The organism is Streptomyces sp. Alt3, assembly GCF_030719215.1.
GTDB classification, from domain to species: Bacteria; Actinomycetota; Actinomycetes; order Streptomycetales; family Streptomycetaceae; genus Streptomyces; species Streptomyces glycanivorans.
Genome location: NZ_CP120983.1, coordinates 6,383,094 through 6,397,443, shown reverse-complemented (window position 1 = coordinate 6,397,443; position 14,350 = coordinate 6,383,094). Strand labels below are relative to the sequence as shown.

The window sequence follows — 14,350 nt, the reverse complement described above, 5'->3', positions numbered from 1 at the left end:
GGCCCTCCCCGTCCCGGCCACGCGGGCGACGTCGGCGGCGCGGGGGCGCAGCTTCCGGGTCATGTCCGTCATCCCTTCACGGCGCCGGCGCTGAAGCCGGTGATGAGCCACTTCTGGATGAAGGCGAAGACGATCACCACGGGCACGGCGGCGATCACACCGCCCGCGGCCAGTGCCCCGAGGTCGACGCTGTCGGCGCCGATCAGGGTGTTGAGGCCGACCGGGATCGTCTGCTTGTCCTGCTCGCTGAGGAACATCAGCGCGAAGAGGAAGTGGTTCCAGCTGTGGACGAAGGCGAACGAGCCGACCGCGATGAGTCCGGGGCGCAGCAGCGGCAGGACGACGGCGCAGAAGGCCTTGAAGCGCGAGCAGCCGTCCACCCAGGCGGCCTCCTCCAGGGAGACCGGCACGTTCTTGATGAATCCGCTGATCAGGATGATCGACAGCGGCAGCTGGAAGACGGTCTCCGCGATGACGACGCTCCCCAGGGAGTTGATCATCTGGAGGTTCTTGAAGATCTCGAAGAGCGGCACGAGCATCAGGGCGCCCGGGATGAACTGCGAGCAGAGCAGCGCCAGCATGAAGGCGCCCTTGATCTTGAAGTCGAACCGGGCCAGCGCGTAGCCGCCGGCCAGCGCGACCAGGGTCGTGGCGATCAGCGTCGCGACGCCCACGATCATGCTGTTCTGGAAGAAGAGGGCGAAGCTGCGCTCGTTCCAGACCTTGGAGAAGTGATCCCCCGTCATCGGCCAGGGCACCAGCGAGGTGGAGCCGGCGGGCCGTACGGCGAAGAGGAGCATCCAGTAGAACGGGATGAGCGTGAAGAGCAGGTAGATGCCGAGCGGCACGTAGATCTGCCAGCGCGGTACGTCGTCGAAGGCACGCTCGCGCTTGACGCGGCGGTGCGAGGAGGGCGGCGGGGCGGCGTTGCCCCGGGACGGGCCCGGCGTGCGGGCGTCCTTCTTCTCCACGAGTGCGGCAGTCACTTGTTGTCGCCTCCGAACTTGCTCAGGCGCAGATAGACGATCGAGCAGAAGAGGAGGATCACGAAGGCGACGGTGGTGAGCGCGGACGCGTATCCGAAGTCGTGGCCCTCGATGCCTGTGTTGGCGACGTAGAGCGGGAGTGTGGTCGTCTCGCCCGCGGGTCCGCCGCCGGTGAGGGTGTAGAGCAGGTCGACGTTGTTGAACTCCCAGACCCCGCGCAGCAGGGTGGCCAGGATGATCGCGTCGCGCAGGTGCGGGAGCGTGATGTGGAAGAACTGCCGCAGCGCCAGGCGCCGTCCACCGAGGCCGCCTCGTACAGCTCCTTGGAGACGGACTGGAGGTCGGCGAGGATGAGGATCGCGAAGAAGGGGACTCCGCGCCAGAGTTCGGAGACGGTCGCCGCCCAGAAGACGGTGCCCGTGTCGGAGAGCACCGAGGTGCCGTACTCACCGATCCCGGCGTCCGCGAGGTAGCGGCTGAAGCCGGTCGAGGAGTTGTAGAGCAGGATCCAGATGGTGCTGGTCAGCACGCCGGAGACGGCCCAGGGCGAGAAGACCATGGCGCGGGATATGCCGCGGCCGACGAAGGTCTGGTTGACGATCAGGGCGAGGGCCAGGCCGAGCGCGAGCTGGAGGGTCACCTGGGTGAAGACCCACTGGGCGCTGAAGCCGAGCGTCGGCCAGAACTGCTCGTCCTCGGTGAAGATCCGGGTGAAGTTGTCCAGGCCCGCGAAGCCGTTCCGCCACGGCTTGGTGACGTTGTAGTTCTGCAGGCTGTAGTAGAAGACGCTGACCACCGGATAGGCGATGAAGCCCAGCATCAGCAGGCCCGCGGGCGCGATCAGCAGATACGGCAGGCGGCGGGGGGTGGCCGAGCGGCGCTTGGACGCCTTGCCCTTGGGGGGCGGTGTGGCCACGGCTGCGGATTGGGCCATGACGCGTCTCCGTTCTCTGGAAAAGTGCTGGATGTGCCGTTCTTTCGGTGCATGGTGCAAGCGCTTACCGCATGCCGTTCGGTATTCCGGACGAGGCGGTTCGCTGAATACTTTTCGCCCGGGGGTCAGCCCGCGTACGGGTCGGGCACCTCTCCCTGGCGGGCGAGGAACGTGAAGTCGCAGCCGGTGTCGGCCTGGGTGATCTGGTCCTGGTAGAGCGCGCCGTAGCCGCGCCCGTAGCGGGCGGGCGGCTCGGTCCACTCGGACCTTCGCAGCTCCAGCTCCTCGTCGGACACGTCGAGGTGGAGCAGCCGCGCCTCGACGTCCAGCGTGATCCGGTCACCGGTGCGGACCAGTGCGAGCGGCCCGCCGACGAAGGACTCGGGCGCGACGTGCAGGACGCAGGCCCCGTAACTGGTGCCGCTCATCCGGGCGTCGGAGATCCGCACCATGTCGCGCACACCCTGCTTCAGCAGGTAGTCGGGGATGGGCAGCATGCCGTACTCGGGCATGCCGGGGCCGCCCTTGGGGCCGGCGTTGCGGAGCACCAGCACATGGTCCGGGGTGAGGGCCAGGGCCGGGTCGTTGATGGTGCGCTGCATCTCCTTGTAGTCGTCGAAGACGACGGCGGGGCCGGTGTGGCGCAGCAGGTGCGGTTCGGCGGCGATGTGCTTGATCACGGCGCCGTCCGGGCAGAGGTTGCCGCGCAGGACCGCGACGCCGCCCTCCTCGGCCAGCGGGTTGTCGCGCTCCCGGATGACGTCGGTGTCGTGGACGAGCGCCCCGTCGAGCTGTTCGCGCAGGGTGTCGTGCGTGACGGTGGGGCGGTCCAGGTGGAGTACGTCGGTGAGCCGCGCCAGGAAGCCGGGCAGCCCGCCGGCGAAGTGGAAGTCCTCCATCAGGTACTTCCCGCCGGGGCGGAGGTTGGCGAGGACGGGCACGGTGCGGGCGATGCGGTCGAAGTCGTCCAGGGTGAGCTTCACCCCGGAGCGGCCCGCCATCGCGATCAGGTGGATGACGGCGTTGGTGGAGCCGCCGAGCGCGAGGACGGTGGCGACCGCGTCCTCGTAGGCGTCCGCTGTGAGGATCTGCGACAGCTTCAGCTGCTGCCACACCAGTTCGACGATCCGGATCCCGGACTGCGCGGCCATGCGGTCGTGACCGGAGTCCACGGCCGGGATGGAGGACGCGCCCGGCACCGTGACGCCGAGCGCCTCGGCCGCGGCCGTCAGGGTCGAGGCGGTGCCCATCGTCATGCAGTGGCCCGGTGAGCGGGCGAGCCCGTTCTCCAGTTCGGCCATCTCGCAGTCGCCGATCAGGCCGGCCCGCTTGTCGTCCCAGTACTTCCACATGTCCGTGCCGGAGCCCAGGACCTCGTTGCGCCAGTGGCCCGGCAGCATCGGTCCGGCGGGCACGAAGACCGTCGGCAGGTCGACGGAGGCGGCGCCCATCAGGAGGGCGGGCGTCGACTTGTCGCAGCCGCCGAGCAGCACGGCACCGTCGACGGGGTAGGAGCGCAGCAGCTCCTCCGTCTCCATCGCCAGCATGTTGCGGTAGAGCATCGGGGTGGGCTTCTGGAAGGTCTCCGAGAGCGTGGAGACCGGGAACTCCAGCGGGAAGCCGCCCGCCTGCCAGACACCCCGCTTGACCGCCTGCGCGCGCTCGCGCAGATGGACGTGGCAGGGGTTGATGTCGGACCAGGTGTTGAGGATCGCGACGACCGGCTTGCCCAGGTGCTCCTCGGGGAGGTAGCCGAGCTGCCGGGTGCGGGCGCGGTGGCTGAACGAGCGGAGCCCGTCCGTGCCCCACCACTGGTGGCTGCGCAGCTCCTCGGGGGCGACGCGGCGGCCTTGCGTGCCGGCGGCGCTCATATCGACCACCCGGCGACCAGACCGGCGACCTCGGCACGCTGCTCCTCGGGAAGCTCTCTGCTCGGCGCGCGCACGTCGCGGCGGCAGAGCCCGAGCGAGGCCAGGGCCTCCTTGACGACCGTCACGTTGTTGGCGGACTGCCGGTCGGCGCGCAGGTCCTCGAAGCGGCGGATCTGCTCCCAGACCTTCATCGCCGCGAGGTAGTCGCCCGCCCGCAGGGCCTCCAGCATGGCGAGCGAGACGCCGGGGGCGACGTTGACGAGTCCGGAGGTGAATCCGGTGGCGCCGGTGGCGAAGTAGGAGGGTGCGTAGAGCTCGGCGAGTCCGGCGACCCACACGAACCTCTCCAGGCCGGCGTCCCGCGCGAACGCGCCGAAGCGGGCCGCGTCCGGCACGGCGTACTTCACGCCGATGACGTTGGGGCAGCTGTCGGCGAGCTCGGCGAGGCACTCACCGGCAAGCAGCGGGTTGCGGACGTACGGGACGACTCCGAGCTCGGGAACGGCCCGGGCGATGGCCCGGTGGTAGTCGACCCAGCCTTCCTGCGAGACGTAGGGGTGCACCGGCTGGTGCACCATCACCATCTCGGCGCCGGTCTCCCTGGCGTGCTCGGCGGCGGCCACGGCGGTCGGCACGTCGTGGCCGACCCCCACCAGGACGGTGGCACGGCCGCGGGCCTGCTCGACGGTCAGCTCGGTGACGGTGCGCCGCTCGTCGGGGGTGAGCGCGTAGAACTCCCCGGTGTTGCCGTTCGGGGTGACGATGCGGACGCCGCCGTCGAGCATCCGTCGCAGCAGGGCCTGGTGCGACGGGACGTCGATGCTCCCGTCCTCGGCGAACGGGGTCACCGGGATCGCCACAACGTCTGCGAGGGCCGCCTTCAGCGGGGAGAGGTCCATGCGGACCAGCCTTTCGTCGAGGTGCTGGTGAGTCACGTCCAGCGGGTTCACGCCGCGTCACCCCCGTCTTCGTCGTCGGGGAAGGCGCGGCGCACGAACGATGCGATGTGGTCGTGCAGGGCCGCGGTGGCGGCCGTGGCGTCGTCGGCGAGGGCGAGCCGCAGGATCTCCCGGTGCTCGGCCGCCTCACGCTCCCAGGACGGGATCGCCGACCAGGCCACGGTCGACACGAGTGCGGCCTGGTCGCGGATCTCGTCGAGCATCCGGGCGAGCAGCGGGTTGCCGCAGGGCAGGTACAGCGCCCGGTGGAAGTCCCGGTTGGCCAGCGACCTGTCCGCCTTGTCGATCGCCGAGTCGGCACGCTCCAGGGCTTCCTGGGCCGCCTCCAGCGAGACCTTGCGGGTGATGGAGCGGCGCAGCGCCTCCGGCTCCAGGAGCAGGCGCACGTCGTACACCTCCCGGGCCATGGTCGCGTCGACGAGCCGCACGGTGGCGCCCTTGTACTGGCTCATGACCACGAGCCCGGTGCCCGCGAGCGTCTTCAGCGCCTCACGTACGGGCGTCTTCGACACCCCGAACTGGGCGGCGAGCTCGGTCTCCACGAGTGCCTGGCCTGGCTTCAGCTGTGCGGTGAGGATGGCGTGCTTGATCGCCTCCAGCACGTACTGGGTCCTGGACGGAATCGGGGCAGGCGCAAAGGTCATGGGTGAAGAGCTCTCGCATCTCGCGTATCGCGTCTCATATATGACGTACGAAGTACGACGCGATGAAGCTAGAGCGGTGGGAATGTTTCGTCAACGCTTCTGGCAAAAGAAGTTCGGCGAACGTCGGGCCGGCCGGCCCCGGCGGGCGGGGCGGGGCACCCCGGACGCAGCGGGCGCAGGCCCCCGGCCCATGGCCGGGGACCTGCGCTTCGTGGGTGGGCGAGGCCGGGGATCAGCCGCCGCGGACCGCGGAGAGAGCCTTCGTGACGGCACTCAGGTCGGGCCCGGAGGCCAGGCCCGCGTGATAGAGACGCAGCTGGTTCGCACCGAGCGAGGCCGCGTGCGCGGCGTCCCGCTCCAGCGTGCCGGGGCTGCCGCCCATGCCGCTCACCACGTTGAGGTTCGCGGCCAGCACGCCGGGGAGGCCGGTGAACGGCCCGAGCACCGCCTCGCGGGCCGCGTCCCCGCCGGTGCAGGGCAGCACCACGCCGTCGGCCGTGGACATGATGTGGGCGGGGTCCGTCCCCACGTTGGCACCGGTGCGGTAGGAGGCGGGGTCGGCGTGCAGCAGGACCTCGAAGTCCGGGCCCGGCGCCGCGGCCCGCACGGCGGCGACAGCGGCCTCCTGGAGCCCTCGGGCGACCTGTCGGCGCCACCGCAGGGTGGCCTCGGCGAGCCCGGCGCCGAGCAGCTCCTCCACCCCCGCCCAGCCCTGCTCACCGGAGCCGGAGCCGGACCAGACCGGCTCCAGCGCACGGCGCACGGCGGCGCGCAACTCCTCGGCGGCGAGCCCTGTCGAGTCGTAGCCGGCCCGGCAGTCGGCGCAGAAGCAGAGGGACATCAGATACTGCGCCGCGTCCCCGAGGGCGACCCCGGAGGTCTTGTCGTGGGCGTGCAGATGGGCGAAGCCGTACCAGCCGCACGACTCCAGCTCGGTGCCGTACGTCCCGGGGCGCACGGCGGCCTCCGCCGCCAGGTCCACCAAATACTCCCGGACGGCCGGCCGGGCGATGCACGGCGCCCATGGGTAGCGGTCTCCGTAGGCGTTGACGACGGAGGTCTCCGGATGCTCCGCGCCCATACGGGAGTTGTGCGCGAGGACCACCCAGGAGTGCACCTGGAGGCCCGCGCCCGCCAGGGCCTCGGCCGCCTCGGCGTACGGGTCGTCCCCCGCCACCCAGGACTGCGCGTAGGGGCGCAGCCCTCTGCCCGCCCAGCGCGTGGCCTCGGGCGGGTAGAGCACCGCGGCGTGTTCCGCGGTGACGATCCGGCGGCCGGGATGGCGCGGGGTCAGCGCCCGGGTGGAGTGGTAGGCGGAGGCGAGCGTCACCTGCTCGACCCCGGTGTCCGCGAGCCGGGCCGCGGCGTCCGGGTCCCCCACGACGTCCCAGGGGTACAGGAAGGCGGAGGCTCTCACTTGCCCTCCCCCACGTGGTGCTTGTCCAGCACCGCACGGCCGCTCGCGATGATCGAGACGAGCTCCTCGACGTGCTCCGCCGGGGGCTCGGTGAGCGGGGTGCGCACCGGCCCGACCTCCAGCCCCTCCAGGCGGACTGCCGCCTTCACGAGCGACACGGCGTACCCGTGGCCCTTGGCCCGCAGTTCGACGAGCGGTCGGTAGAAGTGGTCGAGCAGCGCGTTGGCCAGGTCGTCGTCGCCGGACTCCAGCGCCCGGTAGAAGGCCAGGGCGATGTCGGGGGCGAAGGCGAAGACGGCGGAGGAGTAGAGCGTCACGCCGATGCCCCGGTAGGCGAGCCCGGTGAGCTCAGCCGTGGGAAGCCCGTTGAAGTACAGGAAGTCCCCGCCGGGCAGCGCGCCGCGCACGGCGCTGACGATGCGCTGCATCAGGTCGAGGTCGCCGAGGCCGTCCTTGAGTCCGATGATCCCGGGTGTCCGGGCCAGGGCGACGACGGTCTCCGGGGTGAAGACGGCGTTGTCCCGCTGGTAGACGACCGTCTCCAGGGAGGTGGCGGCGGCGAGGGCGGCGTAGTGGGCCAGCAGCCCCTCCTGGCCGGCGACGACGAGGTAGGGCGGCATGGCGAGGAGCCCGTCCGCCCCCGCCTCCTCGGCGAGCTTCGCGTACCGGATCGCGAGCGCCGTGCCGTAGCCGGCACCGGCGACGACGGGCACCCGGCCGGCGGCCTCCTCGACGGCCGCCCGGACGACGAGCCGGTACTCCTCGGGGTCCAGCGCGTGGAACTCGCCGGTGCCGCAGCAGGCGAAGACGGCCGCGGCACCGGCGTCGACACCCTTGCGCACGTGCGCGCGGAAGGCGTCGAGGGCGACGGCGCCGTCCGGCCCGTAGGCGGTGACGGGGAAGAAGAGCGGCCCGGCGACGTCGGTGAGTCGGGCGGCAAGGGGGGCTGAGGTCACGGGCGCTCCCTGAGCAGATCCAGCGTGCACAATTATGATCGGTGTCCATATTTCTGAACGCCGCCACGCTAAGCCAGTCGCGCGGCGCCGGTCAAGACACGTACACCCAACCCCGGACCAAACCGGCTGACATGGAGCGACACTTGACGTGGTCCGCCACCACTTCTTAGCGTGTCCACGCATGTGAATGCCGTCCACGAGTTGGACGCATCTCGGGCGGTCGCGTGACATCCGCGTGCCACGCGCACCTCACTGTCCGTACGTCAGGCCACACGCAGCCCAGCCCCGCACCGTCCGCGCACGCCGCGCCCTGCGCCCTGTGCCCGCATCGAGGAGATCCACGTATGCCAGCTCCCCGTACCGTCCTTCTCACCGGCGCCGCCGGCGGCCTGGGCACCCTGATGCGCGGACTGCTTCCCGCGTACGGTCACGACCTCCGGCTCTTCGACGTCACCCCCATCGAGGGCGAGCCGGACGCGATCACCGCCGACCTCGGCGACAAGGCCGCGCTGCGGGAGGCCGTACGGGGTGTCGACGCGGTGATCCACCTTGCGGGCATCTCCCTCGAAGCCTCCTTCGACAAGATTCTGCGCTCCAACATCGAGGGCACGTACAACCTCTACGAGGCGGCACGCCAGGAGGGCGTCGGGCGGATCGTGTTCGCCTCCTCCAACCACGCCATCGGCTACACCCCCCGCCCGCTCGCCGGTGACCCGCTGATCCCCGTCGACGTCCCCCACCGTCCCGACACCTTCTACGGCCTGTCGAAGTCCTTCGGCGAGGACCTCGCCCAGTTCTACTGGGACAAGCACGGCGTGGAGACCGTCTCCGTGCGCATCGGCTCCTGCTTCATGGAGCCGACCTCCGTGCGGATGCTGTCCGTCTGGATGAGCCCCGGCGACGGAGCGCGCCTCTTCCACGCGGCCCTCACCGCCGAGGACGTGCGGCACACCGTGGTCTACGGCTCGTCCGACAACACCCGCCTGTGGTGGGACCTGACGTCGGCCCGCTCCCTCGGCTACGACCCGCAGGACGACTCCGAGCAGTACGCGGACAAGCTCGTCGCCGAGCACGGCGAGCTGGACCCGGAGAACCCCGACCACGCCCACCTCGGCGGCCACTTCGTCACGGACCCGCCGATCTGGCCCCACTGACGGCCCGTGCCGGGTCCCGCCCGGTAATTCGCGCGACGCGACGCCCCGGGGGCGGGCACCATACGGCCATGCCGAAACCCTCCGGATTCCAGTACGAGCAGCACGGCGACGCGAGCGTCACCGTCACCCACCACGGCCGCCCCGCGGGCACCCTGCGCGGCGGCCGGGCGGAGAAGTTCCTGGCGGAGGTGGTGTCCGGCGACGCCCAGCTCGTCATGGCCCGCTGGACCGGCGCCTACCGGCACGGCAACGAGCGCACCGCCCGCGAACACCCCCGCAACCGGGCGCGCGGCGGGCGCTGAGCCGTACGGAGCAAGCCGTCGAAGGTAAGGGAACGGCAAAGCCGGGTCGTTCGTTACCCCGTGCATGACCGCAATGACCCCCGGCTCGAACATCCCTCTCTCCGCCGCCCGCGTGGCGGTGGACGTCGCCGCCCCGGTGCGGCTCGACGTCTCGGGCCTGCTGCTCACCGCCGACGGCAAGGTGCGCTCCGACGACGACTTCATCTTCTACAACCAGCCCTCGGGCCCCGGCGTGACCTACCGCTCGGGCGGCGGGTCCGCGCCCGACGCGATCGTGGTGGACACCACGGCGGTCCCCCCGGGCATCGAGAAGATCGTGGTCACGGCGAGCCCGGACGCCGCGGGCCAGACCTTCCAGGGCGTCGAGCCCACCGCCACCGTGCGCAACGCGGACGACGGCAGCGCGCTCGCCACCTTCACCCCGCCGCAGCTGGGCGGCGAGACGGCACTGGTGGTCATCGAGATCTACCTGCGCAACGGCGCCTGGAAGGCCCGCGCCGTCGGCCAGGGCTACGCGAACGGCCTGGCCGGGATCGCCACGGACTTCGGCGTCTCGGTGGAAGAGCCCGCCGCGGCTGCGCCCGTCCCGGCCGCGCCCGTCGCCCCGCCCGCCGCTCCCCCGGCGCCGGCGGCCGCTCCCGTGGACCCCAGGATCGCTCCCCCGGCCCCCGCGGCACCGCCGGCACCGCCCGCCGGCTCCGGCAAGATCAACCTCGACAAGGGCCGGATCAGCCTCCAGAAGAACCAGACGGTCTCCCTGGTCAAGGGCGGCAAGCCGCTGCTCTCGCAGGTCAAGATGGGTCTCGGCTGGGAGCCCGCGTTCCGCGGCAAGGACATCGACCTCGACGCGTCGGTGATCGCCTTCGGCCCCGACCGCAGCCACCTGGACAGCTGCTACTTCGGCAAGCTCTCCATCCTGAACGGCGCGATCAAGCACTCCGGCGACAACCTCACCGGCGAGGGCGCGGGGGACGACGAGGTGATCGTCGTCGACCTCGGCCGGATCCCCGCCGAGGCGACCGGACTGGTCTTCACGGTCAACTCGTTCACCGGGCAGAAGTTCACCGAGGTCGCCAAGGCGTACTGCCGCCTCATCGACGCGGCCACCGGGGAGGAACTGGTCCGCTTCGACCTGACCGGGGCGGAGCCGCAGACCGGCGTGATGATGGCCAAGCTGATCAAGCAGTTCTCCGGCGAGTGGGAGATGACGGCCGTGGGTGAGTTCGTGAAGTCCCGGACCGTCCGCGGCATGGTCAAGCCCGCCGCGAAGGCGCTGTAGCGCCCACCGGGCCCCGGAACGGCTTCCGGGGCACCTGAGGGTCTCCCTTCAGGTGCCCCGGATCCGGAGAGTCTCCGGTGGGACGCTTAGCGTGCTCGTGCGCTCCCTCAGAGCTTGGTCAGCTTCGAGTACGGATTCAGGATCCTCCCCTGTCGACCGGAGAAGTCGATGAGTACTGCGTCGTTGTCGCCCTCGACGGCAAGGACCCGTCCGAGTCCGAACTGGTCGTGCGACACCCTGTCGCCCACATCGAAGCACTCGACCGGTGGGGCCGCCTGGGCCGGGCGGTTGAAGGGACTGGAAGGCAGGTGACGCCGGGAACCGGCTGACTGTTTCATTACGGTCGAGTATGCGCCCTGTAAGCGCCGGACGCCATGCCCGACCGCTCCGGAGCGGTCAGTAGTGCCGCATTCGTAATCAGCGGTTCCATGGCCAGTCCGCGCTCCTGCCCGCTTCCAGCAGGGGCACCATGCGGAACGCCGCGTCGGAAAGTCCCCCGAAGGTGTGGCGGTTCTCGCTCCCGGACGGCGCGTGCCCGACCCGGTGGCCGGCGAGGTTCCAGGTGTAGACGGGCACGGTCGGCGGTATCCCCTCGGTGGCGTCGCCGTAGTAGGTGAACGACGCCTGTTCGTCGGTGACGATCAGTACCCGGTCGTGCGCGCGGTAGTGCTTGCGCACCGCCTGTACGGTGTTCGTGCCGCCCAGATTGCCGAACCGGTCCAGGATCCTCAGCACGGACTCGCCCCTGCGGTACGCGACCGCCGAGCTGGTCGTGCCGAACTCCACCAGGTCCGCGTCCGCGGCCCGCAGCGCCAGCGACGTACCGAAGACGGCCGCCGCGTCGGCCCGGTTCAGCAGGGAGCGGTCGGAGAGCGGCGACCACATCGACCCCGAGCGGTCCACCAGGATCAGGGTGCGGCCGGGCAGCGCCGGGACGTTCGCCAGGGAGTGTCCGAGCGCCTGCTCCAGCGGATAGGCCCACCGCAGCGACGGCGCGTGCCGGTACGCCGCGAGGTAGCGGAAGGGGAACTGACGCGAGGAGGCCACGGCCTCCGGGTCGCTGATCCGCGCCGCCACTCGCGCCGCGGTCCCGTCCGGGACCCCCGCCTCGTCGAAGTTGCGCAGGTTGCGCACGAGCGCCATCACCCCCATGGACGGGATCACGGCCTCCCAGGCCGCGGCGTCCATCGGCCCCTGCAGCCAGCCGGCCAGCGCCTCCCAGGTCATGCCCGCCCCGGCCAGCCGCTCCGCACCCCCGGGCCCGGTGATCACCGGGCGCCGCTCGGCGGCCGGCACCGCCATGAGTGCCCGGTGGGCGGTCAGCGTGCGGTTCGACTCGGGCGCCTCCGCGCTCTCGGGGTGGTGCCTGCGGTCCAGCGCGTACCGGAACAGATCGCCCTGACAGGGCTTGGCGGGGTCCGGCGTGGCGTGCACCAGGTTGAGTACGTCACCGAAACGGTAGCCCCTGGACGCGGTGTCGTACTTCAGCAGCGCCTTGCCGTTCCAGAGCCGGCGCACCGCGTCGGCGATCCCGCGCTTGACGGGCTTGGGCACGGCGCGGCCGTACCGCGAGGTCCAGTACCCGAGCAGCTCACCGGGCTCGTCCGCGCGCAGCAGCACGGAGTCCACGACCTGTCTGTTGGACGGGCCGTCCACCGCGCCCGCGTCGAGCCGCGCCTTCACGTACTCGGCGGCGCCGACCAGCGACGCGGTGCGCATCTGCCCCTCGCGGCGCAGCCAGCGCAGCAGCCCGGCCGTCCACTCCGGGTCCTCGACGGCGAGCGAGCGCACCAGCGTCGCGTAGCGCGTGTCGCGCTCCTCCCCGTCCTCGTGGAAGCTTTCCTGCGACACGAAGTTGGCGACCGCGAGCAGGAAGAGCTCGGAGCGGCTGTCGCGGAGATGCCCCGTGGCGCCCTGGTGGTTGCGGGCGGTGTGCCCGGTCGACGTCACGGGCGAGGTGATAAGGGGCTGGGTGAGCCGGGTGTTGAAGCGTGCCATGTGAATTCCCCCGAATTCGTGGGAGAGGGCACAACGGAGGAGGGGTGCCCGAGATCAGGAGTCGGCGGCGGTGCTATTCCGATGCTCTACCCGATTGAGCTACCGGCCGTGGCCGGGCGGGACTCGAACCCGCAACACTCGAATCAAAGAAGTATCCGTCGCCTGCGCACCGGGCACCCCGGCGCATGTGCCTCCCGAGATCAGGACGGCTGCGGCGTATTTCGGGAAAGGAAGTAGCCGCTGCCTTCGCACCGGGAGGTGCATGGCCATGACTCTAGGAGGACGGCCGCGCGGCGCGCGAGGGATTTTCCCGCCCGCGCCGCGCGTACGGAGGTCAGTGCTTGTGCGGCTGGCGCTTCCACGGGCCCGTGATGGCGAGCATGATGCCCGGGGTCTGGATGTTGGCGAACAGCGTCTTCCCGTCGGGCGAGAAGGTGACCCCGGTGAATTCGCTGTAGGAGGGGTCCTCCTCCGTGCCGCCGTTCAGTTCGTTGCGCGCGATCGGGTAGGTGCGGCCGCTGTCGGTCGCGCCGAAGAGGTGCTGGATGCCGTCCCCGTCCTCGGCGATGACCAGACCGCCGTAGGGGGACACGGTGATGTTGTCCGGGCCGTCGAAGGCGCCGTCCTGGGAGGGGTCGGCGTTGACGCCGAGGAGCACCTTCAGGGTCAGCGTGCGGCGCTTGGGGTCGTAGAACCAGACCTGGCCGTCGTGCGCGACCGGGCTCTCGCCGCGCGCGAAGGAGGAGACGATGTAGGCGCCGCCGTCGCCCCACCACATCCCCTCGAGCTTGCGGGCCCGGGTGACCTGTCCTTCGGTGAACTGCTTGCGGACGGAGACCGTCTTCGCGTCGCGGTCGGGTACGTCGACCCAGTCCACGCCGTAGACGGTGCCGATCTCCGTGGCGCGCGACAGGTCGTCGACGAACGCGCCCTTCCTGTCGAAGCACTTGGTGGCCTGGAGGACACCGGCGTCGTCGGCGAGGGTGCGCAGCTTGCCGCGGCCGTGCTTGAAGCCGTGCGGCGGGACCCAGCGGTAGAGCAGGCCGTTGGGGCCGGACGCGTCCTCGGTCAGATAGGCGTGGCCGTGCTTCGGGTCGATGACGACGGCCTCGTGGGCGTACCGGCCGAACGCCTTGATCGGGCGCGGGTCGCGGTTGGCGCGCTTGTCGTACGGGTCGACCTCGAAGACGTAGCCGTGGTCCTTGAGGAGGCCGTTCTTGCCGGCCTTGTCCTCGGTCTCCTCACAGGTGAGCCAGGTGCCCCACTCGGTGCTGCCGCCCGCGCAGTTGGTCGACGTGCCCGCGATGCCGACCCACTCGGCGGTGCGGCCGTCGCGGCGGGTCTCCACGACGGTGCAGCCGCCTGCGGCGACCGGGTCGTAGACGAGGCCGTCGGTGAGCGGGACGGGGTGCTCCCAGCCGGCCCGGGTGCCGCTCAGCTCGTGGTTGTTGACCAGCAGGGTGACTCCGCGGGCCCCTTCGAAGGCGGCGGTGCCGTCATGGTTGGAGGGGGTCGGCTCGCCCGTCTCCAGCTTGGTGACACCGCTGTGGGTGAGGACGCGGTACGAGAATCCGGCGGGCAGCGCGAGGATGCCCTTCGGGTCGGGGAGCAGCGGGCCGTAGCCCAGCTCCTTGCCGTGCCCGTGCCCCTTGTCGTCGTCGTGTCCGTGGCCGTGGCCGTGTCGCGCGTCCTCGGCCGCCAGGGCGCCGGGAGCCGTGGCCAGGGTGCCGACGGCACCGGTCAGGGCTATGCCGGCGCCGGTGAGGGCGGACTGTCTGCTGAATTCCCTGCGCGTGATCGACATCGCGGACTCCTGCTGGTGCGTGGCCGGGTGGGTTGGCGCGATCACG

General features: G+C 71.0%; 12 protein-coding genes and 1 pseudogene. 3 read left to right on the top strand and 10 right to left on the bottom strand.

All coding sequences use genetic code 11. From position 1 onward, the window contains the following. Positions 1 to 68: 68 nt before the first annotated feature. From P8A20_RS28210 to P8A20_RS28180, 7 genes and pseudogenes are all read right to left on the bottom strand, one after another. Positions 69 to 986 carry a carbohydrate ABC transporter permease gene (locus P8A20_RS28210; protein WP_147962856.1) on the bottom strand — a complete coding sequence of 306 codons (918 nt, stop codon included), beginning with the start codon at positions 984 to 986 and terminating at the stop codon, positions 69 to 71. Further along, positions 983 to 1,920: pseudogene (locus P8A20_RS28205) on the bottom strand (carbohydrate ABC transporter permease). The gene P8A20_RS28210 and the pseudogene P8A20_RS28205 overlap by 4 nt, the downstream one beginning before the upstream one ends. A 125-nt stretch (positions 1,921 to 2,045) precedes the next feature. Continuing rightward, the gene (gene araD / locus P8A20_RS28200) at positions 2,046 to 3,791 is read right to left on the bottom strand and encodes an L-arabinonate dehydratase (protein WP_147962857.1); all 1,746 of its coding nucleotides are present in this window, start codon (positions 3,789 to 3,791) and stop codon (positions 2,046 to 2,048) included. Continuing rightward, on the bottom strand, positions 3,788 to 4,690 hold the full coding sequence (locus P8A20_RS28195; RefSeq protein ID WP_147964050.1) for a dihydrodipicolinate synthase family protein: 903 nt from the start codon (positions 4,688 to 4,690) through the stop codon (positions 3,788 to 3,790). Before P8A20_RS28195 ends, araD begins: the two co-directional genes overlap by 4 nt. A gap of 47 nt (positions 4,691 to 4,737) precedes the next feature. After that, entirely contained in the window at positions 4,738 to 5,394 is a 657-nt protein-coding gene (locus tag P8A20_RS28190) for a GntR family transcriptional regulator (RefSeq protein WP_147962858.1), read from the bottom strand. A 232-nt stretch (positions 5,395 to 5,626) separates the two neighbouring features. After that, positions 5,627 to 6,811, bottom strand: coding sequence for a hypothetical protein (locus P8A20_RS28185; RefSeq protein ID WP_147962859.1), 1,185 nt, complete (start codon positions 6,809 to 6,811; stop codon positions 5,627 to 5,629). Further along, positions 6,808 to 7,767, bottom strand: a complete 960-nt coding sequence (locus tag P8A20_RS28180) for a 5-dehydro-4-deoxyglucarate dehydratase (RefSeq protein WP_147962860.1) — start codon at positions 7,765 to 7,767, stop codon at positions 6,808 to 6,810. The genes P8A20_RS28185 and P8A20_RS28180 overlap by 4 nt, the downstream gene beginning before the upstream one ends. A gap of 344 nt (positions 7,768 to 8,111) precedes the next feature. Between P8A20_RS28180 and P8A20_RS28175 the strand changes: the two genes are divergently transcribed. The 3 genes from P8A20_RS28175 (at position 8,112) to P8A20_RS28165 (ending at position 10,502) form a co-directional block, all read left to right on the top strand. Then, entirely contained in the window at positions 8,112 to 8,921 is an 810-nt protein-coding gene (locus P8A20_RS28175; RefSeq protein ID WP_306104462.1) for an NAD-dependent epimerase/dehydratase family protein, read from the top strand. A gap of 68 nt (positions 8,922 to 8,989) precedes the next feature. Continuing rightward, a complete protein-coding gene (locus P8A20_RS28170) occupies positions 8,990 to 9,223 on the top strand; it encodes a hypothetical protein (protein WP_014156928.1) in 234 nt (77 codons plus the stop codon). A gap of 64 nt (positions 9,224 to 9,287) precedes the next feature. Then, positions 9,288 to 10,502, top strand: a complete 1,215-nt coding sequence (locus P8A20_RS28165) for a TerD family protein (RefSeq protein ID WP_306104461.1) — start codon at positions 9,288 to 9,290, stop codon at positions 10,500 to 10,502. A gap of 107 nt (positions 10,503 to 10,609) precedes the next feature. Here P8A20_RS28165 and P8A20_RS28160 read toward each other — a convergent pair whose 3' ends face one another. From P8A20_RS28160 to P8A20_RS28150, 3 genes are all read right to left on the bottom strand, one after another. Further along, positions 10,610 to 10,840, bottom strand: a complete 231-nt coding sequence (locus P8A20_RS28160; protein WP_147962862.1) for a hypothetical protein — start codon at positions 10,838 to 10,840, stop codon at positions 10,610 to 10,612. Positions 10,841 to 10,919: 79 nt separating this feature from the next. Continuing rightward, on the bottom strand, positions 10,920 to 12,500 hold the full coding sequence (locus P8A20_RS28155) for a TROVE domain-containing protein (protein ID WP_306104460.1): 1,581 nt from the start codon (positions 12,498 to 12,500) through the stop codon (positions 10,920 to 10,922). A 334-nt stretch (positions 12,501 to 12,834) separates the two neighbouring features. Beyond that, on the bottom strand, positions 12,835 to 14,304 hold the full coding sequence (locus P8A20_RS28150) for an alkaline phosphatase PhoX (RefSeq protein WP_306105209.1): 1,470 nt from the start codon (positions 14,302 to 14,304) through the stop codon (positions 12,835 to 12,837). Positions 14,305 to 14,350 lie beyond the last annotated feature (46 nt).